Origin of the sequence: Streptomyces sp. NBC_00873 (assembly GCF_045207415.1) — a bacterium.
Classification (GTDB): Bacteria; Actinomycetota; Actinomycetes; order Streptomycetales; family Streptomycetaceae; genus Streptomyces.
In genome coordinates this window covers 7862165-7882128 of sequence record NZ_CP108803.1, presented here as the reverse complement: position 1 = coordinate 7882128, position 19964 = coordinate 7862165, and the positions used below count along the sequence as shown (strand labels likewise).

At 70.3% G+C, this 19964-nt stretch carries 13 protein-coding genes and 1 pseudogene; 10 read left to right on the top strand and 4 right to left on the bottom strand.

The annotated features are described in order from the left end of the window. The first annotated feature begins 379 nt into the window (after positions 1-379). The gene (locus tag OH809_RS36380) at positions 380-1519 is read left to right on the top strand and encodes an NAD(P)-binding domain-containing protein (RefSeq protein ID WP_406516075.1); all 1140 of its coding nucleotides are present in this window, start codon (positions 380-382) and stop codon (positions 1517-1519) included. A gap of 316 nt (positions 1520-1835) precedes the next feature. Here the strand turns inward: OH809_RS36380 and OH809_RS36375 are convergent, their stop codons facing one another. Next, positions 1836-3641 (bottom strand): ABC transporter ATP-binding protein, encoded by a 1806-nt coding sequence (locus tag OH809_RS36375; RefSeq protein WP_406417125.1) that lies wholly within the window; start codon positions 3639-3641, stop codon positions 1836-1838. 117 nt (positions 3642-3758) lie between these two features. On the opposite strand from OH809_RS36375, the gene OH809_RS36370 reads away from it, so the two are divergent. From OH809_RS36370 to OH809_RS36350, 5 genes are all read left to right on the top strand, one after another. Next, positions 3759-4202, top strand: a complete 444-nt coding sequence (locus tag OH809_RS36370; RefSeq protein ID WP_406417127.1) for a MarR family winged helix-turn-helix transcriptional regulator — start codon at positions 3759-3761, stop codon at positions 4200-4202. Positions 4203-4367: 165 nt separating this feature from the next. Continuing rightward, the gene (locus tag OH809_RS36365) at positions 4368-7292 is read left to right on the top strand and encodes an FAD-binding and (Fe-S)-binding domain-containing protein (RefSeq protein ID WP_406516074.1); all 2925 of its coding nucleotides are present in this window, start codon (positions 4368-4370) and stop codon (positions 7290-7292) included. A 220-nt stretch (positions 7293-7512) separates the two neighbouring features. Continuing rightward, a complete protein-coding gene (locus OH809_RS36360) occupies positions 7513-8973 on the top strand; it encodes a Gfo/Idh/MocA family protein (protein WP_406417130.1) in 1461 nt (486 codons plus the stop codon). A 197-nt stretch (positions 8974-9170) separates the two neighbouring features. Next, the gene (locus OH809_RS36355; protein WP_406417132.1) at positions 9171-11072 is read left to right on the top strand and encodes an ABC transporter transmembrane domain-containing protein; all 1902 of its coding nucleotides are present in this window, start codon (positions 9171-9173) and stop codon (positions 11070-11072) included. Further along, positions 11069-12850: an ABC transporter ATP-binding protein gene (locus OH809_RS36350; RefSeq protein ID WP_406417133.1), complete on the top strand. Its 1782-nt coding sequence runs from the start codon at positions 11069-11071 to the stop codon at positions 12848-12850. Before OH809_RS36355 ends, OH809_RS36350 begins: the two co-directional genes overlap by 4 nt. 30 nt (positions 12851-12880) lie before the next feature. Here the strand turns inward: OH809_RS36350 and OH809_RS36345 are convergent. Then, positions 12881-13213, bottom strand: a pseudogene (locus OH809_RS36345) (hypothetical protein); the annotation flags it as partial. Between OH809_RS36345 and OH809_RS36340 the strand changes: the two are divergent. Beyond that, on the top strand, positions 13179-13331 hold the full coding sequence (locus tag OH809_RS36340; protein ID WP_406417134.1) for a substrate-binding domain-containing protein: 153 nt from the start codon (positions 13179-13181) through the stop codon (positions 13329-13331). The pseudogene OH809_RS36345 and the gene OH809_RS36340 overlap by 35 nt on opposite strands. A 24-nt stretch (positions 13332-13355) precedes the next feature. Here the strand turns inward: OH809_RS36340 and OH809_RS36335 are convergent, their stop codons facing one another. Then, positions 13356-14147 carry a metal-dependent hydrolase gene (locus OH809_RS36335; RefSeq protein WP_376664236.1) on the bottom strand — a complete coding sequence of 264 codons (792 nt, stop codon included), beginning with the start codon at positions 14145-14147 and terminating at the stop codon, positions 13356-13358. Between the two features lie 139 nt (positions 14148-14286). Here OH809_RS36335 and OH809_RS36330 point away from each other — a divergent pair, with 139 nt between their 5' ends. Together OH809_RS36330 and OH809_RS36325 are read left to right on the top strand one after the other, a co-directional pair. Beyond that, positions 14287-16800 carry a DEAD/DEAH box helicase gene (locus OH809_RS36330; protein WP_406516073.1) on the top strand — a complete coding sequence of 838 codons (2514 nt, stop codon included), beginning with the start codon at positions 14287-14289 and terminating at the stop codon, positions 16798-16800. A gap of 49 nt (positions 16801-16849) precedes the next feature. Further along, a complete protein-coding gene (locus OH809_RS36325) occupies positions 16850-17722 on the top strand; it encodes an acyl-CoA thioesterase (RefSeq protein ID WP_406516072.1) in 873 nt (290 codons plus the stop codon). A 6-nt stretch (positions 17723-17728) separates the two neighbouring features. On the opposite strand, the gene OH809_RS36320 is transcribed toward OH809_RS36325, so the two are convergent. Further along, complete coding sequence (locus tag OH809_RS36320; RefSeq protein WP_406417139.1) at positions 17729-17959, bottom strand: DUF6011 domain-containing protein; 231 nt, start codon at positions 17957-17959, stop codon at positions 17729-17731. Between the two features lie 505 nt (positions 17960-18464). Here OH809_RS36320 and OH809_RS36315 point away from each other — a divergent pair. Then, positions 18465-19940, top strand: a complete 1476-nt coding sequence (locus OH809_RS36315) for a DUF2252 domain-containing protein (protein WP_406417141.1) — start codon at positions 18465-18467, stop codon at positions 19938-19940. The last annotated feature ends 24 nt before the right edge of the window (positions 19941-19964 follow it).

Below are 19964 nucleotides of genomic sequence, written 5' to 3'. Positions count from 1 at the left end.
CCCCTGCCTCTCCGTCTTTCCTCCGGTCACAGTCGCCCGATCGCGACACACCGGTCCGCCGCAAAGCCCTGAGCCTCACACAGAGCTGCACGCCACCTGGCCGTAGCTGTACGAGGTCCGTTCGACCTGGGGCGAGCCGCCGACCGCCGTGAAGGCGAAGATCGACTGGATCCGCGGGCTCGCTGAGGAGCAGGGCCATACGGTCCGGTGACACCGGAGCCGGCGGCGCGCGGTCTGCTGTCGACCGTTCCGGCATCGCCGCTGCTGGGGTCCCTGCCGCGAACGGGCGCCCGGCGTCCGCTCCGGGCGGGGCGCCACTGCTGATCGCTGGGGGCCGCTGACCGGGAAGATCCCCGAGCCCGAATTAGTTGGTAGAAGCGTGAACAACTTTGGGGTCGGGGCAGCACGCGAAGTGGACGTGGTCGTGATCGGCGCCGGACAGGCTGGTCTGTCCGGCGCCTATCATCTGCGCCGCGCAGGTCTGGAGCCCGACCGCGACTTCGTCGTGCTCGACCACGCACCCCGTCCGGGCGGCGCCTGGCAGTTCCGGTGGCCCTCACTGACGTACGGCAAGGTCCACGGCATGCATGCGCTGCCCGGCATGGAACTTTCCGGCGCCGACGACAGCCGCCCGTCGTCCGAAGTGATCGGCGAGTACTTCGACGCGTACGAGCGCACCTTCGACCTGCGGGTCCACCGGCCCGTGGAAGTGAGTGCGGTGCGGGAGGGCGACGGCGGGAGGTTGCTCGTCGAGACCTCCGAGGGCGCGTATGCCACGCGCGCCCTGATCAATGCCACCGGCACCTGGGACCGGCCGTTCTGGCCGCGCTACCCGGGCCAGGAGACCTTCCGGGGGCGTCAGCTGCACACCGCGAACTATCCAGGGCCCCAGGAGTTCGCCGGGCGGCGGGTGGTCGTGGTCGGTGGCGGCGCCTCCGGCACTCAGCACCTGATGGAGATCGCCGAGGTGGCGGCGGACACCTTCTGGGTGACACGTCGGCCTCCGGTCTTCCGGGAGGGGCCGTTCGGCGAGGACCAGGGGCGGGCCGCCGTCGCCATGGTGGAGGAGCGCGTACGGCGGGGGCTGCCGCCGCAGAGCGTGGTGAGTGTGACCGGGCTGCCGGTCACCGACGCCGTACGGCGGGCCCGGGAGGAGGGAGTGCTCGACCACCTGCCGATGTTCGACCGGATCACTCCGACCGGGGTGGCGTGGGACGACGGGCGGACGGTGGACGCCGATGTGATCCTCTGGGCGACCGGGTTCCGCGCCGCCATCGACCATCTCGCACCGTTGCGGCTGCGCGAGCCCGGCGGCGGTATCCAGGTCAAAGGCACGCAGGCTGTTCGGGACCCGCGGATCCATCTGGTCGGGTACGGGCCGTCGGCGAGCACCATCGGTGCCAATCGGGCAGGACGGGCGGCGGTGCGTGCCATCAGGCACCAGGACGGGACGACACGGCTCCACACCGCGAGGACAGAACACACGAACAGGGGATCGGATGTTCGCTGGAACGCGTGATCGTATGGCCGATCGTTGCTCAACTCACCTGTGACACCTGATGATTACAGGGCGCAAGCAACGGGCTGCAGACCGCGATTGCGCTGTCCCAGAGATGCACCATGTACGAGGAGAAACACCTGATGAACGTCCTGACCAACCTGCTCGCCGGACTCGTCCACTTCGTGGGTTGGCTCGTCTGACCTCTGCTCCGCCCCGGCGCCGTCGCTCCCCGTCCCACGGGAGCGGCGGCGCCGTCGCGTGTGCGCTCTCAGCCTCGGCTCCCGCCTGGACCCTCACCACCATGCTGCACCCAGCGCGGCACGGTGAAGCCTCCTCAGCTTGTCACGGGGTCGAGTTGGGTGTCCCGGCGGACAAGCGCGGCATAGCGGCCGTCCTGCTGGAGCAGCTCCTCGTGGCTGCCGCGCTCGGCGGTCCGGCCGCCGTCGAGGACGACGATCTGGTCCGCGTCGCGAACGGTGGAGAGGCGATGAGCGATGGTGATCGTGGTGCGCCCTGCGGACAGTGCGTCGATCGCCTCCTGTACGGCGAATTCGGTACGGGTGTCGAGGGAGCTGGTCGCCTCGTCGAGGATCAGGACGGGCGGGTCGCGCAGGATGGTACGGGCGATGGCCAGCCGCTGTTTCTCGCCGCCGGAGAAGCGGTAGCCGCGCTCGCCGACCAGGGTGTCGTAGCCGTCGGGCAGCGAGGCGATGTGGTCGTGGATCTGCGCCGCGCGGGCGGCCGCCTCGATCTCGGCGTCCGTCGCGTCCGGCTTGGCGAAGCGCAGGTTCTCGGCGACGGAGGCGTGGAAGAGGTAGGTCTCCTGGGAGACCACACCGACGGCCCGGGCGAGCGTGCCGAAGTCCAGTTCGCGTACGTCGACGCCGTCGAGCGTGACCCGGCCGCCGGTGACGTCGTACAGCCGTGGCACCAGGTAGCTGAGCGTGGACTTGCCGGAACCGGTGGGTCCGACAACGGCGAGGCTGCCGCCGGCCGGCACGGTGACATCGACACCGCTGAGCGTCGGGCCGCTCTTCTCGTCGTAACTGAAGTCCACGTCCTCGAAGCGGATCTCGCCGCGGATCTTCTCCAGTTGGACGGGTTCCTCGGGCTCGGTGATGTCCACCCGGAGGTCGAGGTACTCGAAGATCCGCTGGAAGAGTGCGAGGGACGTCTGCATCTGCACCCCGGTGGAGAGCAGGCTCACGGCGGGCCGGAAGAGGCCCTGCTGGAGCGAGACGAAGGCGACGAGCGTGCCGATGGAGACAGCGGGTCCGCCGGACTGCAGGGCGAGTCCCGCGGCCCAGTAGATGACGGCGGGCATGGCGGCCATGACGATGCCGATCGTCGACATCCGCCACCGCCCGGCCATGCTGGAGCGCACTTCGAGGTCGACCAGGCGCTCGGACTCGTCGGCGAAGCCCTGGGTGAGGGAGTCCGCCCGGCCCATCGTCCGGCCGAGCAGGATGCCGCTCACGGAGAGGGACTCGGTGACCGTGGCCGCCATGGCGGCCATCTGCTTCTGGCGCTGGGTGGTGATCTTCTTGCGCTCGCGGCCGACCCGGCGGCTGATCCAGACGAAGACCGGCAGCAGGAGGAGCGAGACGAGAGTGAGCCGCCAGTCGAGCGCCAGCATGGCGACGACGGTGGCGATGACCGCCGTGAGGTTGGAGACCAGCGAGGTGGCGGTGGAGGTGACGGTGGCCTGCATGCCGCCGATGTCATTGGCGATACGGGACTGCACCTCGCCGGTGCGGGTCTTCGTGAAGAAGGCGAGCGGCATCCTCTGCAGCTGGGCGTAGACCGACGTGCGCAGGTCATGCATGACGCGCTGGCCGACGGTGGTGGAGATCAGGGTCTGCAGGACGCCGAAGACGCTGTTCGTCACGGCGGTGAGAATCATGCCGAGGGCGAGCAGCGAGAGCAGTCCCGTCCGCCCCTGGGGAATGGCCGTGTCGAGGATCTCGCGGAGCAGGAACGGCGAGGCGACCGACACCAGCGACGACGCGCCGACGAGCAGTCCGACCAGCGCGAGCCGGCCGCGGTACGGATGGAAGAGGCGGAGGATGCGGCGCAGCTCGGCGGGCGGCCGCGTACCGTCCCTGGGCGGGGGTGTCCACGTGGGTTCGTCGGGTTTCATGGGCTCCTTCGGCAGGCGTGACGGAGGGAGACGGCCGCAGGCGGCAGTCCAACCTTTGCGAGCATAGCTCATTGTTACCTACCCTCACAATGAACGTCGTCCTGATATTGTTCCTCCATGGACTCCCCCGACTCCGACGGCCTGCTGGCCGAGCAGCTGCTGCGGCTCACCCGCCGGCTCCAGCGCATCCAGAGCCGCCAGCTGGAGCCGATCGGCATCACGCCGGCCCAGTTCCGGCTGCTGCGCACGGTCGCCCACTACGACGGGCCGCCCCGGATGGCGGATCTCGCGCAGCGCCTGGATGTCGTGCCGCGCGCCGTGACCAGTCTGGTCGACGCGTTGGAGGCGAGCGGCCGGGTGCGCCGCGCCCCGGACCGGGACAGCCGCCGGGTGGTCCGGATCGAGATCACCGACGAGGGCCGCGCCACGCTGCGCTCGCTGCGCGACGCGCGCAGGGCGGCCGCGGAGGAGATCCTGGCTCCACTGACCGCCGATCAGCGCGAGGTGCTGGGCGGGCTGCTGTCCGCTCTGGTCGCGGGAATGCCGGAGCGTCGCTGCTGAGGCTCCGCCTTCGGATTGTGCCGGGTGCCCGGGCGAGTCGGCGCAGCCCCGTGCCGGGCCGGTTCGCCTGCCGTTCTCGAGGCCTTGCACCGATCATGAGCGGTGTGAATCATCGCTGTGAGAAAGGTGGGAGTACCGCACCGATCCACCGAGGGGACCATCGCCATGCCGCTGCTTGAGCCGAAGCCGGAAGTCCTCCGCCCGGGTGCGGCACGCACCCCGTCCCCCGACCGGGTCCCGGACGTGCGGGCCACGGGCACGCCCGAGCCGCTGCGTGGCGAACTGACCGCGCTGCTCGGGCCGGAGAAGGTGTTGTGGACCGTCTCCGACCTGGTGAAATACGCCTCCGACGCCAGCCCCTACCGGTTCGTCCCGCAGGTCGTCGTCGTCCCGCAGGACATCGACGACATCTCGGCGATCCTGTCGTACGCGCACGGCAAGGGCCGCGAAGTCGTCTTCCGGGCCGCGGGCACCAGTCTGAACGGCCAGGCGCAGGGCGAGGACATTCTCGTCGACGTCCGCCACCATTGGGCGGGCATCGAGGTGCTGGACGACGGTGCGCGGGCCCGGATCCGCCCCGGGACCACAGTCATGCGCGCCAATGCCACCCTCGCCCGGTACGGCAGGCTGCTGGGCCCCGACCCGGCCAGCGCCATCGCGTGCACGATCGGCGGGGTCGTCGCCAACAACGCCTCCGGAATGACCGCGGGCACCACCCGCAATTCGTACCGCACCGTCGCCTCGCTCACCTTCGTGCTGCCGAGCGGCACCGTCGTCGACACGGCCGATCCGGCGGCGGACGAACTGCTCGCCCACGCCGAACCACAGCTGTGCGAGGGGCTGCTGGCCCTGAAGTCGGAGATCGAGGCGGATGCGGAACTGACTGCCCGGATCCGCGCCAAGTACGAGATCAAGAACACCAACGGCTACCGGCTCGACGCGTTCCTGGACGGCTCGACCCCCGTACAGATCCTGCGCGGACTGATGGTCGGCTCGGAGGGCACCTTCGGTTTCATCTCCGAGGTCGTCTTCGACACGCTGCCGCTGGACCGGAAGGTCTCCAGCGCCCTGCTCTTCTTCCCCTCGCTGACCGCCGCCGCCGCTGCCGTGCCCCGCTTCAACGAGGCGGGCGCGATCGCCGTCGAGCTGATGGACGGCAACACGCTGCGGGCGTCGGTGAGCGTCCAGGGCGTGCCTGCGGACTGGGCCGAGCTGCCGAAGGAGACCGCGGCGCTGCTGGTGGAGTTCCGGGCTCCGGACGAGCCGGGGCAGGAAGCGTACGAGCGGGCTGCGGCCGCGGTCGTCGAGGGGCTGGACCTTGTCGCGCCGGTCGCCTCGGTGACCAATGAGTTCACCCGCGAGGCCAAGGTCATCTCGGGTTACTGGAAGGCCCGGAAGGCGTTCGTCACCGCGGTCGGCGGCTCCCGCCCGTCCGGTACGACTCTGATCACGGAGGACTTCGCGGTCCCGCCGTCGCTGCTCGCCGACGCCTGCGAAGCCCTCCTCCAGCTCCAGGCGGAGCACGGTTTCGACGCCGCCGTCGCGGGCCATGCCGCGCACGGCAATCTGCACTTCCTGCTCGCGTTCGACGCGGCGAAGCCGTCCGATGTCGACCGGTACGCCGCGTTCATGGACGACTTCTGCCGGCTGACCGTGGAGCGCTTCGACGGCTCGCTCAAGGCGGAGCATGCCACCGGTCGCAATATCGCGCCCTTCCTGGAACTGGAGTGGGGCCCGAAGGCGACCGAGCTGATGTGGCGTACGAAGCAGGTCATCGACCCCGACGGGGTGCTCGCGCCGCGGATCGTCCTCGACCGTGACCCGAAGGCCCATCTGCGCGGGCTGAAGACCATTCCCGAGGTCGAGCTGATCGCCGACCCGTGCATCGAGTGCGGGTTCTGCGAGCCGACCTGTCCCAGTCACGACCTCACCACCAGCCCGCGTCAACGGATCGTGCTGCGACGGGAGATGATGCGCCAGCCCGACGGTTCGCCGGTGGAGACCGGGCTCCTCGACGCGTACGGGTACGACGCCGTTGACACCTGCGCCGGTGACTCCACCTGCAAACTCGCCTGCCCGGTCGGCATCGACACCGGCGCCATGATGAAGGACTTCCGCCACCAGCGGCACTCACCGCGTGAGGAACGGATCGCGGCACTCACCGCGAGGAACTTCAAGGCGGTGGAGGCCTCGGCGCGGCTCGCGGTCGCCGCGGCCGACAAGATCGGCGACCGGCTGCTGGAAACCGTCACTGGGCTCGCCCGCAAGGCCGTACGCCCCGATCTGGTGCCCGAGTGGCTGCCCGAGATCCCCGGCGCGGCGCCCCGCAAGCTGCCCCGCACCTCGCGGGTCGGGGCGAGCGCCGTCTACTACCCGGCGTGCGTGAACCGTATCTTCGGCGGCCCGGACGGCCACCGTGGCCCGTCGCTGCCGCAGGCCGTCGTCGCGGTCTCGGCCCGTGCCGGAAAGCCGGTATGGATCCCCGGGGACGTCGCGGGGACCTGCTGTTCGACGATCTGGCACTCCAAGGGCTACGACGAGGGCAACGCCGTGATGGCCAACCGCATCGTGGAGGCCGCCTGGGGCTGGACAGCGGGCGGAAAGCTGCCCCTGGTCGTCGACGCCTCGTCGTGCACGCTGGGCATCGCCCATGAGGTGGTGCCCTATCTCACCGAGGACAACCGGGAGTTGCACCGGGAGCTGACGGTCGTCGACTCCCTCGTCTGGGCGGCCGACGAGCTGCTGCCGGAACTGACGATCCTGCGGAAGACCGGCTCGGCGGTGCTGCACCCGACGTGCTCCATGCAGCATCTCGGCGACGTGAAGCAGTTGCGTACAGTCGCCGAGGCCTGTGCGGAGGAGGTCGTCGTACCGGACGACGCCGGGTGCTGCGCGTTCGCGGGCGACCGCGGGATGCTGCACAAGGAGCTGACCGCGTCGGCCACGGCGAAGGAAGCGGCCGAGGTCAACGCCCGTGAGTACGACGCCTATCTCTCCGCGAACCGGATGTGCGAGATCGGTATGGACCGGGCCACGGGGCGCGCGTACCACTCGGTCCTGATGGAACTGGAGCGGGCGACGCGCCCCTGACACGTCTCTCGCACGACCGCGTACGCAACCGACCACCGGGTCCGGCCACATCCGCCGGGCCCGGTGGTCGCGATACCCGGTGAGCCGCGTACAAAAGTCCATGGTTTCGGTTTCGAGAGTCCAAACCCTCCCCTTGCGTATCAGCAGTCTCAACTATCAGGGTCATGACCAAGGTTCAGAGCGACAGCCGCGCACGTCAGACCCCCCTCCTGGAGGATCGATGAACGACGCAGCACAGCAGAACCACGGTACGGAGGACGGTGACGACGGCTCGATGAGCCGTCGTTCGGTCCTGTGGACGACCGCCGCCGGCGTGGCCGGTGCCGGGCTCGGACTGGGCGGTCTCGGCAGCGGCACCGCATCCGCCGCCACCCCCCTCGGCACCGATTCCGCCGCCGGTGCACAGGCGCAGACGGCCACGCCGCAGCGCCAAGGCGCCACCATGGTGGGAGTGCCGTTCGAAGGGCGTTCCACCGTCCGGGTCGGCCTCGTCGGCCTCGGCAACCGCGGCGGCAGCATGATCGATCTCTATCTCGCCATCCCCGGAGTGCAGGTCGTCGCCGTGTGCGACCCGGTCAAGGAGAAGGCGCAGCGGGCCGCCGCGAAGGTGACCGCCGCCGGTCAGCCGGCGCCCGCCGTCTACACCAACGGCGAGGACGACTACGAGAATCTCTGCAAGCGCGGGGACATCGACTTCGTCTATGTGGCGACTCCCTGGGACTTCCACTTCGAGATGGCGAAGACCGCCATGCTCCACGGCAAGCATGTCGGGGTGGAGTGTCCGATCGCTCTCCAGCTCGATCAGCTCTGGGAGCTGGTCGATCTCTCCGAGCGCACCAGACGGCACTGCATGCAGTTGGAGAACTGCTGTTACGGGCGGAACGAGATGCGGGTGCTCCGCATGGCGCACGCCGGTCTCTTCGGCGACCTGCTGCACGGCGCGGGCGCGTACAACCACGATCTGCGCGGCCTGATGTTCGACCCGGACTACTACGAGGGTCCCTGGCGCCGGCTGTGGCACACCCGGCTGCGCGGCGACCTCTACCCCAACCACGGGTTCGGTCCGGTCGCCAACTACATGGACCTCAACCGCGGGGACCGTGCGGTGAGCATCATCAGCGTCGGTTCGCCGTCCCTGGGGCTCGCCGAGTACCGGAAGAAGCACATGCCGGCAGGTGACCCGAGCTGGAAGGAGACCTATATCGAGAGCGACCGCACGATCAGTCTCGTCCAGACCGCCAAGGGACGGGTCATCCGGCTGGAGCACGACGTGTCCACACCGCATCCGTACTCGCGGATCAACAGCCTCGGCGGCACGAAGGGACTCTTCGAGGACTATCCGGCCCGCATCTATATCGAGCCCGACCACACCAACGACAGCTGGGGCGACTTCGGCACGTACGCCGACTGGGACCACTGGCTGTGGAAGGAACACGCCAACCCGCCCGGCGGGCACGGCGGAATGGACTACATGCTGGTGTTCCGGCTGATGCAGTGCATGCGTCTGGGGCTCGTTCCCGACTTCGATGTGTACGACGCGGCGACCTGGACGTCTCCCGTACCGCTCAGCCACCTCTCCATCAAGGCGAAGGGCGCGCCGCAGCAGATCCCGGACTTCACCCGCGGCGAGTGGAAGAACGCCCGCCCCGGCATGGACTCGGAGAAGCCCGCGAAGGCCTGACGGCCGGCGCGACGCTGCGGGCCCGGCCGCAAAGGCCGGGCCCGCAGTGCGACCTCCCACGGTCCGCTCGGTGACCTTGGCGCGAAATACGCATTCCGTGGAGAAAACCCTTTGCTTCGACCGGGGGCCCCGGGTGAACCTTGCACGGTTTGAGTCAGCCACCGAACAAAAACCGATCCTCGGAACCATGGGACGTCATGCACATTCGCGATCTTCCCTACTCGGATCCTGGCGATCCCGATGTCCGGTCAGGCCCACGCTTCCTGCTCTGGCTCGGCCGCAACCAGATCCGCGGACAGCTCAAGTCCCTGTCCTGGGGTCTGCTGCACCAGTGCTCCGTCGCCGGGCTGCCGCTGGCCGTCGGCTTCGCCGTGCAGGCCGTCGTCGACCGTTCCGGCAGCCGGCTCGCGCTGGCCGGCGGGCTGATCGCCGTCCTCGGTGTGCTGATCGCGGTCGGCGACACCATGCTCCACCGGACCGCCGTCACCAACTGGATCACCGCCGCCGCCCGCGTCCAGCAGCTACTGGCCCGCAAGACCGCGGAGCTCGGGTCCGCACTGACCCGCCGGGTCGCCGCGGGCGAGGTCGTCGCGGTGTCCACCGGCGACGTCGAGAAGATCGGCTGGTTCGTCGAGACACTCTCCCGCTTCGCCGCTGCCGCCGTCGCTCTCGTGCTGATCTGTGTCGGACTCGTCCTCTATCTGCCGTCGCTGGGGGCGCTGGTGGCACTCGCCATGCCGCTCCTGGCACTGGCCGTGCTGCCGCTGCTCCCCCGCGCCACCCGGCGCGCGGATCTTCAGCGCGAGAAGGCCGGAAGGGCCACCGAACTGGCGTCGGACACCGTGGCCGGGCTGCGGGTGCTGCGCGGGATCGGCGGCGAGGAGCTGTTCCTCGGCCGCTACCGGCGTGCCTCGCAGGAGGTCCGCCGGGCGGCCGTCCGCAGCGCGCAGATGTGGTCGCTGATCTCGGCCATCCAGGTGCTGCTGCCGGGCGTGCTGCTCATCTCGCTGGTCGTGTACGGGGCGACGCTGGCCCGCGAGGGCCGGATCGAGGTCGGCCAGCTGGTCACGGTGTACAGCGCGGCGACGCTGATGCTGTTCCCGCTGCGGCACTTCGAGGAGATCGCGATGGCGTACTCCTTCTCGCGGCCGTCCGCCAAGCGGGCCGTGCGGGTGCTGTCGCTGCACCGCACCGTCGAGCCGTCGACCGTCGACGTGGTGCCTTCCGGTGATCTGTACGACCCGGTCACCGGGCTGATGGCCCCCGCGGGCAGGTTCACCGCGGTGGTCTGCGGCGACCCGGACGAGGCCGGCCGACTGGCCGAACGGCTCGGTGGGCACGCCGAGCCGGCCGCGGAGCAGGACCCGACGGGCGACGCTCCCGAGGGCTCGCCGTCACCGGAGAAGAACCCGTCCGTCCTGCTCGGCGGCGTCCCGCTGGACGAGCTGTCGCTGGCGGCCGCCAGGACCGCGGTGCTGGTCCAGGACAAGGACCCGGTGCTGCTCTCCGGGGCGCTCCGGGAGCTCTTGGACGTGCCGTCGTCCGGCCAGGTGACCGCTGAGGAAGCGCTTGCCGCCGCCCAGTGCGGTGACGTGCTCGACGCGCTGGCACAGGCCTCGGTGACCAGGGACGGCGATCCGATGACGACCAGGATCACCGAGCGCGGCCGGTCGCTCTCCGGCGGCCAGCGGCAGCGGCTCGCCCTGGCCCGCTCCCTGGTCACCGATCCGGAGGCACTGGTTCTCGACGAGCCGACGTCCGCTGTCGACTCGCACACCGAGGCCCGGGTCGCCGCCGGTATCAAGGCACTGCGCCAGGGTCGTACGACCGTCGCGTTCGCCTCGTCGCCGCTGCTGCTGGACCTCGCGGACCGGGTGGTGCTGGTGCACCGGGGCACCGTGACAGCGGTCGGTACGCACCGCGAACTGCTGCACACCGAACCGCGATACCGGGCGGTCGTCACCCGGGAGACCGACGACGAGACCGCGGCACTGAGCGCACCGGACGAGATCGACGGGATCGGCGGGATCGGCGGGATCGGCGAAGTCAGCGGGATCAAGGAGATCGAAGAGATCGAAGGAATCGAGGAGAGGGCATGATCGGCGTCGCACAACCGGCGTACGACCCGGCCGCCCCGGAGTCGGCGACAACGCTGCCGGTCGGCACCCCCACCACCGTACGCAGCTATGTACGGGACCTGATGCGGCGCCACCGCAAGCCGTTCGCCGTACTCATCTCGGTCAACGCCGTCGCGGTGATCGCCTCGATCGTCGGGCCGTATCTGCTGGGCGGACTGGTCGAGGACCTGTCGAACGGGGTCGCCGACCTCCATCTGGAGCGCACTGCCGCGGTGTTCGGGCTCGCACTGCTCGTACAGACCGTGTTCACCCGGATGATGCGGCTGCGCAGCGCGATGCTCGGCGAGGAGATGCTGGCCGATCTGCGCGAGGACTTCCTCGTGCGGTCGGTCGGGCTGCCGCCGGGCGTGCTGGAGCGGGCCGGGACCGGTGATCTGCTCTCCAGGATCACCACCGACATCGACCGGCTGGCCAACGCGATGCGGGAGGCCGTGCCGCAGTTGGCGATCGGTGTGGTGTGGGCGGGGCTGCTGCTCGGTGCGCTCACCGTGACCGCGCCCCCGCTGGCACTCTCCGTATTGATCGCGCTGCCGGTGCTGATCCTCGGCTGCCGCTGGTACTTCCGCCGGGCGCCGTCCGCGTACCGCTCGGAGGCCGCCGGGTACGCGGCGGTCGCCGCGATGCTGGCGGAGACCGTGGACGCCGGACGGACGGTGGAGGCGCACCGTCTCGGCGCGCGCCGGGTGGCGCTGTCGGACCGGCGGATCAAGGAGTGGACGGCATGGGAGCGGTACACGCTGTTCCTGCGTTCGGTGCTCTTCCCCGTCATCAATGTCACGTACGTGACGATCCTCGGCGCGGTGCTGATGCTCGGCGGCTGGTTCGTCATCGAGGGATGGCTCACCGTCGGACAGCTGACGACGGGTGCGCTGCTGGCGCAGATGATGGTCGACCCGCTCGGTCTGATCCTGCGCTGGTACGACGAGTTGCAGGTCGCGCAGGTGTCGCTGGCCCGGCTGGTCGGCGTGCGGGACATCGAACCGGACGCGGGCGACACGGAGGTCGCCCCGGACGGCCGGACCGTCCGGGCGGACGGTGTGCACTTCGGCTACCGCGCCGGGGTCGACGTGCTGCACAAGGTGTCCCTCGACGTCGCCCCGGGCACGCGCCTCGCGCTGGTCGGCCCGTCCGGTGCGGGCAAGTCCACGCTCGGCCGGCTGCTGGCCGGGATCTACGCCCCGCGCAGCGGTGAAGTCACCCTGGGGGGTGCGCAGTTGTCACAGATGACGGCGGAGCAGGTGCGTACGCATGTGGCGCTGGTCAACCAGGAGCACCATGTGTTCGTCGGTTCGCTCCGCGACAACCTGCTGCTGGCCCGTGACGGCGCGCAGGACGCGGAGCTGTGGGCGTCGCTCGCCGCGGTCGACGCGGACGGCTGGGCGAAGGCGCTGGGCGAGGGTCTGGACACCGAGGTCGGTTCGGGCGGTCTGGCCCTGACCCCGGCGCAGGCGCAGCAGATCGCCCTGGCCCGGCTGGTGCTGGCCGATCCGCACACGCTGGTGCTGGACGAGGCGACCTCGCTGCTGGACCCGCGGGCGGCCCGGCATCTGGAGCGCTCGCTGGCACGGGTGCTCGACGGCCGTACGGTCGTGGCGATCGCGCACCGGCTGCACACCGCGCATGACGCGGATGTGATCGCGGTGGTCGAGAGCGGCAGGATCAGCGAACTGGGCAGCCATGACGAGCTCGTTGCGGCGGACGGCGCGTATGCGGCGCTGTGGCGGTCCTGGCACGGCTGAGCGGAAAAGGCGGAGGTGGTGCGCGGACCGTCACCCGTTCGCGCGCAGCCACGCGTCCAGAGCGGTGAAGTCCGCGTCGGTGAGCCCCTGGACGGGGTCGACGCGATGGAGGAGGGCCGGCCCCGGGTGATGTGCGGCCACCCAGGCCCGGTCGGTGCCGGTGATCTCGTCGTCGACCCGGACGAAGGGGCGCCCTGCCGCCCGGTCGACGAGGGGGCGCGTCTTCCAGTGCAGCCCGCCCCGCCGGTCGGGTTCGTCCTCGTCCGCCGGCTCCGGCCAGGCCACCAGGGGCAGCTCCGGCAGGCCGAGCCGCGGTGCGATGCACTCGTTGGCCTCGTCCGTCCAGGTCGTGGCCCGGACGACACGGGAGATCGGCCGTTCAGCGGCGCAGCTGCTGCTGGACCGGCTGGAGGGCGAGGACTCGGGCCCGGCCCGGGAGATCGTTCTCGCGCACCGTCTGGTGCCGCGCGAATCGGCCTGATCCCCCGGCGGCCGGGTGGGGTGCTCAGATGAAGTTGAGGGCGGCCGCCCCGCCCACTCCCCCGAGCACCATGAACGCGGGCATCAGCACCTTCAGCTCCACCCAGCTGCCTGCGCGGAACCGCATGCCCTTCGGCGGCCCGATCGGGTACCAGCGCTTGCGGCCCAGCGGGATCGGCCACAGGATCGGGCAGCCGGAGACGGTCAGCGCGTCGCCGATGTCATGGACGAGGGCGCCGAGGACGATCGGCAGCCCGAGCCAGAGGTACTCCTGGCCGGGGGCGCTGAAGAGCCAGTCCGAGCCGTTGCCCGGCTTGTCGAGGACGCCGGCCAGTATCCAGGCGCTGGTCGCGCCGAGCAGCCACACCAGGACGTCGCTGGACATCCGGGCGGCCCGCCACAGCAGTCCTTCGACGGCGAGCACGAGGTGGACGAAGAGGATGGCGAGGACTGCCCACCGGCCGCCGGTGATCGCTGCGGCGGAGGCCCCGGCACCGATCAGCACCGCCCAGAGCCAGGTGTGCGTCAGAGTCCGGTGACCGCCGTTGCGGCGCGGGTCGCCGGATCCCCTGGTCGCCTTGTAGACGGCGTGCGAGAGCTTGTCGACGATCTCGCAGAGTCCGCGGGAGACCGGTCCGAAGGCGCGCGAGATGGTCGCGGACTTGTGGTCGAGGTCCGGGGCGAGCGCGGCGCCCGCGGTGATCAGTGCGCCGACGACCAGGACGGGCCACGGCATCGTATGGCCCGCGGCTGCCGCCGCCGCGCCCACCCCCAGCCAGGCCGCCGCCCCGGACAGCGAGTGTGCCGGTCCCATCATGGTTCTTCCGCCCCCAGAGTTTTGTCCGGCCGCCATCGCCGTTGCGATGCGGCCGAGTTGAGTGGGCAGCGTACCGTCCGTGATCTTCGTACGATCGTCCGGTTCCCTCATCCGGGCGGAAGGCAGGCAAGATAGGGGCGTGACCCTTATCGATCAGCTGCCCCCGACCGACGACCCGGACGCCCTCTTCGAGGCCTTCTCGTCATGGACCGAGACCCAGGGCATCACCCTCTACCCTGCTCAGGAGGAGGCGCTGATCGAGGTGGTCTCCGGGGCGAACGTGATCCTTTCCACCCCCACGGGCTCCGGAAAGAGCCTGGTCGCGGCGGGTGCACACTTCACGGCTCTGGCCCAGGACAAGGTCACCTTCTACACCGCCCCGATCAAGGCGCTGGTCTCGGAGAAGTTCTTCGACCTGTGCAAGCTGTTCGGTACGGAGAATGTCGGCATGCTCACCGGCGACGCCTCCGTCAACGCGGACGCCCCGGTGATCTGCTGCACCGCCGAGGTGCTGGCCTCCATCGCGCTGCGCGACGGGAAGTACGCCGACATCGGCCAGGTCGTGATGGACGAGTTCCACTTCTATGCGGAGCCGGACCGCGGCTGGGCCTGGCAGATCCCGCTCCTGGAGCTGCCGCAGGCCCAGTTCATCCTGATGTCGGCGACGCTCGGTGACGTCAGGATGTTCGAGGAGGACCTGACCCGGCGCACCGGCCGTCCCACCTCCGTGGTGCGCTCGGCGACCAGGCCGGTCCCGCTCAGCTACGAGTACCGGCTGACCCCGATCACCGAGACGCTCACCGAACTCCTGGACACCCGGCAGTCGCCCGTCTACATCGTGCACTTCACGCAGGCCGCGGCCGTCGAGCGGGCGCAGTCGCTGATGAGCATCAACATGTGCACCAAGGAGGAGAAGGAGAAGATCGCCGATCTGATCGGCAACTTCCGCTTCACCACGAAATTCGGCCAGAACCTCTCCCGCTATGTGCGTCACGGCATCGGGGTGCATCACGCGGGCATGCTCCCGAAATACCGCCGCCTGGTGGAGAAGCTCGCCCAGGCGGGTCTGCTGAAGGTGATCTGCGGTACGGACACGCTCGGCGTCGGCGTCAACGTCCCCATCCGTACCGTGCTGTTCACGGCGCTCACCAAGTACGACGGCACCCGGGTCCGTACGCTGCGCGCCCGTGAGTTCCACCAGATCGCCGGCCGCGCGGGCCGGGCCGGCTTCGACACGGCGGGCTTCGTCGTCGCGCAGGCGCCCGAGCATGTCATCGAGAACGAGAAGGCCGTCAAGAAGGCGGGCGACGACCCGAAGAAGAAGCGCAAGGTGGTCCGCAAGAAGGCCCCCGAGGGCTTCGTCGCCTGGTCGGAGACCACGTTCGACAAGCTGATCCAGTCCGACCCCGAGCCGCTGACCTCCCGCTTCCGGGTCACGCACACGATGCTGCTGTCCGTGATCGCGCGCCCCGGCAATGCCTTCGATGCGATGCGGCATCTGCTGGAGGACAGCCACGAGCCACGCAGGGCGCAGCTGCGCCACATCCGCCGGGCCATCGCGATCTACCGCTCGCTGCTGGACGGCGGCGTCGTGGAACAGCTCGCCGAGCCGGACGCGGAGGGCCGCATCGTGCGGCTCACCGTCGATCTCCAGCAGGACTTCGCGCTCAATCAGCCGCTGTCCACGTTCGCGCTGGCCTCCTTCGACCTGCTGGACGCCGAATCGCCGTCGTACGCCCTGGACATGGTCTCCGTCGTCGAGTCGACGCTCGACGACCCGCGGCAGATCCTCGCCGCCCAGCAGAACAAGGCGCGCGGCGAAGCGGTCGGCCAGATGAAGGCGGACGGTGTCGAGTACGAGGAGCGGATGGAACGGCTCCAGGACGTCACGTACCCGAAGCCGCTGAGCGAGCTGCTGTGGCATGCGTACGACGTGTACCGCAAGAGCCACCCGTGGGTGGGCGACCACCCCGTCTCGCCGAAGTCCGTGATCCGGGACATGTACGAACGGGCCATGACGTTCACGGAGTTCACCTCCAACTACGAGCTGGCCCGCACCGAGGGCATCGTGCTGCGGTATCTGGCGAGCGCGTACAAGGCGCTTGAGCACACCATCCCGGACGACCTGAAGTCCGAGGACCTGGAGGATCTGACCGCCTGGCTCGGCGAGATGGTCCGTCAGGTGGACTCCAGTCTCCTCGACGAGTGGGAGCAGCTCGCCAACCCGGAGGTGGAGACGGCCGAGCAGGCGCAGGAGCGGGCCGACGAGGTCAAGCCGGTCACCGCCAACGCCCGCGCCTTCCGGGTGCTGGTCCGCAACGCGATGTTCCGCCGGGTGGAGCTGGCCGCGCTGGACAAGGTCGCCGAGCTCGGCGAGCTGGACGGCGAGGCGGGCTGGGACGAGGACGCGTGGGGCGAGGCGATGGACGCGTACTGGGACGAGTACGAGGATCTGGGCACCGGCCCGGACGCCCGCGGTCCGAAGCTGCTGAAGATCGACGAGGACGCCGCGCACGGCCTGTGGCGGGTGCGGCAGACGTTCGCCGACCCGAACGGCGACCACGACTGGGGCATCAGCGCGGAGGTTGATCTGGCGGCCTCCGACGAAGAGGGCCGGGCGGTCGTCCGGGTCACCTCGGTCGGCCAGCTGTGAGCGTGACCGCCGCGACGACGGCACCTTTGCGAGAGTGGAGAGGGACGGCATGACGAACCCCGCCGAGCGCCTGGTCGACCTGCTCGACCTGGAGCGGATCGAGGTCAACATCTTCCGGGGGCGCAGCCCCGAGGAGTCGCTGCAGCGGGTCTTCGGCGGCCAGGTCGCCGGGCAGGCGCTGGTGGCGGCCGGCCGGACCACCGACGGGGACCGGCCGGTCCATTCGCTGCACGCGTACTTCCTGCGGCCGGGCCGGCCCGGCGTGCCGATCGTCTACGAGGTCGAGCGGGTGCGGGACGGGCGGTCGTTCACCACGCGCCGGGTCACCGCCGTGCAGGAGGGCCGGACGATCTTCAATCTGACGGCGTCCTTCCACCGGCCGGAGGAGGCGGGCTTCGAGCACCAGTTGCCGCCCGCCCGGACCGTTCCGGACCCCGAGCAGCTGCCCACCGTCGCCGAAGAGGTGCGCAAGCATCTCGGGGTGCTGCCGGACGCGCTGGAGCAGATGGCCAGGCGCCAGCCGTTCGACATCCGATACGTGGACCGGCTGCGCTGGACGCAGGAGGAGATCAAGGACGCGGACCCGCGCAGCGCGGTCTGGATGCGTGCGGTCGGCCCGCTGGGTGACGATCCGCTGGTGCACACCTGCGCGCTGACGTACGCGAGCGACATGACGCTCCTCGACGCGGTCCGTATCCCGGTGGAACCCCTGTGGGGGCCGCGCGGTTTCGACATGGCGTCGCTGGACCACGCGATGTGGTTCCACCGTCCGTTCCGGGCCGACGAATGGTTCCTGTACGACCAGGAGTCGCCGATCGCGACGGGCGGGCGGGGACTGGCGCGGGGCCGGATCTACGACCGGGGCGGCAATCTGCTGGTGTCCGTGGTGCAGGAGGGGTTGTTCCGCCGGCTGGGCACGTAGCCCGGCTCACGTGCCGGGCAGGGGTTCCTGTTCGACCTCGTGGCGGCGGGTGCGGATGTCCGGCGCGGCAGGATGCAGTTTGGCGTCGCAGGCGGGGCCGAGCCCGGTGCGCCGTGACTCCCTGCCGGTGAGCGGGCGACCGCACAGGCGGCAGCGGACCGGACGGCGGCCGGTCGCCCGGTCGGGCTCGGCCGGGGCCTCGATGTCGGACCCGGGGAACGGCTCAGGATTCTCCACGGATCGATCTTCTCAAGTCCGCGGTCTACCCTGCGACTTCCAGCGACTGGCGGCTGGGCGCAGTTCTGGTGGCGCTGCTGCGCACCTTCGACAGCTGGCTGGGGACCCCCTGGGACGACAAGCGGGCGTGACGCGGACCGCGTATCCGGGTCGCGCCGGCGGTCGCGGGCTCGCGTGGCTCGTCGAGGGTCCGCGCGCGGACTTCACGGCCGTGGTCGAACCGGGGGCCGGCGCCCCAGGGCGAACCGTACTGCCCCCCGCCCGGCGCGGCCGGCCCGTACCCGGATGTGCCGGTCGGTCGCGGTTCCGGAGCCATCGCGCGTCGCCCCGGGACGGATCCGTACCCCCGCTGTTCGGCACACGCGGTCCTCCGCCCGCGGTGGCGCCGTCCCCCGGCCCGTTGGCTCACCAGATGATGCCGGAGACCGGGGCTGCCCGCGATAATCGGAGAGGGGCAGCACACGTCCGGGCGGTGAGGCGCCTGCGGCAGTCAGGAGAGTCTTCGATGCCCCAGGACGCCACGTCGGCCCAACGCGCCGCGCCGCACCTGACACCCGAGGAGCGGGCGGCCGCAGGAAAGGCCGCCCGCCGACGCACCCCCCGTTCGAGCCACGCCGCGTTCGCACCGCCGGCGGACCGGCCCGACCCGATGGGCGTCCTCGAGGCCCAGTCCGCGACCAGGGTTCCGGAGCTCGTCCCGATCCGCCACAGCCGGATGGCCGAGTCGCCGTTCCGCTTCTGCCGGGGCGCCGCCGCGATCATGGCAGCCGATCTTGCCACCACCCCCGATTCCGGGATCAGGGCCCAACTGTGCGGAGACGCACATCTGTTGAACTTCGGGCTGCTCGCCTCCCCGGAACGGCATCTGCTCTTCGACATCAACGACTTCGACGAGACGCTGCCGGGCCCCTGGGAGTGGGACGTCAAACGGCTGGCGGCAAGCCTTGTCGTCGCGGGGCGGGCGAACGGCTTCACGGAGCGGGAGAACGCCGACATCGTGTCGGCAGCGGTGCGGTCGTACCGCGAGTCGATGATCCGGTTCGCGGACATGCGCAACCTGGATGTGTGGTACACGAAGACTGATGTGGAACGCCTCCGGACCGTGGCGTCACAGCAGTTGGCGAAACGTGGCCGCAAGAACCTGGACCGTGCCATGGCCAAGGCCCGTACCCGGGACAGTCTGCAGGCCTTCGGCAAGCTGACCGAGGAGGTCGACGGGCGGCTCCGGATCGCCGCGGACCCGCCCCTGCTCGTACCGCTCACCGATCTGCTGCCCGGTGAGGAGCGCGATGCGACGATGGAGTGGTTCCGCGAGCTGATCGGACGTTACGCGCTGAGTCTCCCGTCGGACCGGCGGTTCCTGCTCCGGGACTTCCGGCTCGTGGACGTGGCCCGCAAGGTGGTCGGCATCGGCAGTGTCGGCACGCGGTGCTGGATCATCCTGCTGCTCGGCAGGGACGACCGCGATCCGCTCTTCCTCCAGGCCAAGGAGGCCGGGACCTCGGTGCTCGCCCCGCACGCCGGCCCCAGCGCGTACCGGAACGAGGGCGAGCGGGTGGTCGCCGGGCAGCGGCTGATGCAGGCGGCGAGTGACATCTTCCTCGGCTGGGAACGCACGGGAGAGATCGACGGGCGGCGCCGCGACTTCTATGTGCGGCAGCTGCGCGACTGGAAGGGCGCCATCGAGCCGGAGTCGATGGTGCCGGTCGGGATGCGGACGTTCGGTGAGGTCTGCGGCAGCACCCTGGCCCGCGCCCACGCGAGGTCCGGCGATCGGATCGCCATCGCCGCTTATCTGGGACGCGGCGACTCGTTCGACCGTGCGATCGCGCGGTTCGCGGAGACGTACGCCGACCTGAACGAGCGGGACCACCAGGCTCTGGTCGACGCGGTCCGCGCGGGGCGGCTGCCCGCGTCCGAGCCGAACGGCCCGGTCGCAGCCCGGCGCGCACCAGAAGCTCCGACGACGAGCAGACCATGATCATGTCGGCCAAGCCCGCCGGAG

Excerpts from the sequence above, each read along its gene's own strand:
- OH809_RS36335 (WP_376664236.1), bottom strand. The coding sequence starts at position 14,147 with ATGATGGGACCGGCACACTCGCTGTCCGGGGCGGCGGCCTGGCTGGGG.
- OH809_RS36375 (WP_406417125.1), bottom strand. The coding sequence starts at position 3,641 with ATGAAACCCGACGAACCCACGTGGACACCCCCGCCCAGGGACGGTACG.
- OH809_RS36325 (WP_406516072.1), top strand. The coding sequence starts at position 16,850 with ATGACGAACCCCGCCGAGCGCCTGGTCGACCTGCTCGACCTGGAGCGG.
- OH809_RS36360 (WP_406417130.1), top strand. The coding sequence starts at position 7,513 with ATGAACGACGCAGCACAGCAGAACCACGGTACGGAGGACGGTGACGAC.
- OH809_RS36315 (WP_406417141.1), top strand. The coding sequence starts at position 18,465 with ATGCCCCAGGACGCCACGTCGGCCCAACGCGCCGCGCCGCACCTGACA.
- OH809_RS36355 (WP_406417132.1), top strand. The coding sequence starts at position 9,171 with ATGCACATTCGCGATCTTCCCTACTCGGATCCTGGCGATCCCGATGTC.
- OH809_RS36350 (WP_406417133.1), top strand. The coding sequence starts at position 11,069 with ATGATCGGCGTCGCACAACCGGCGTACGACCCGGCCGCCCCGGAGTCG.
- OH809_RS36365 (WP_406516074.1), top strand. The coding sequence starts at position 4,368 with ATGCCGCTGCTTGAGCCGAAGCCGGAAGTCCTCCGCCCGGGTGCGGCA.
- OH809_RS36370 (WP_406417127.1), top strand. The coding sequence starts at position 3,759 with ATGGACTCCCCCGACTCCGACGGCCTGCTGGCCGAGCAGCTGCTGCGG.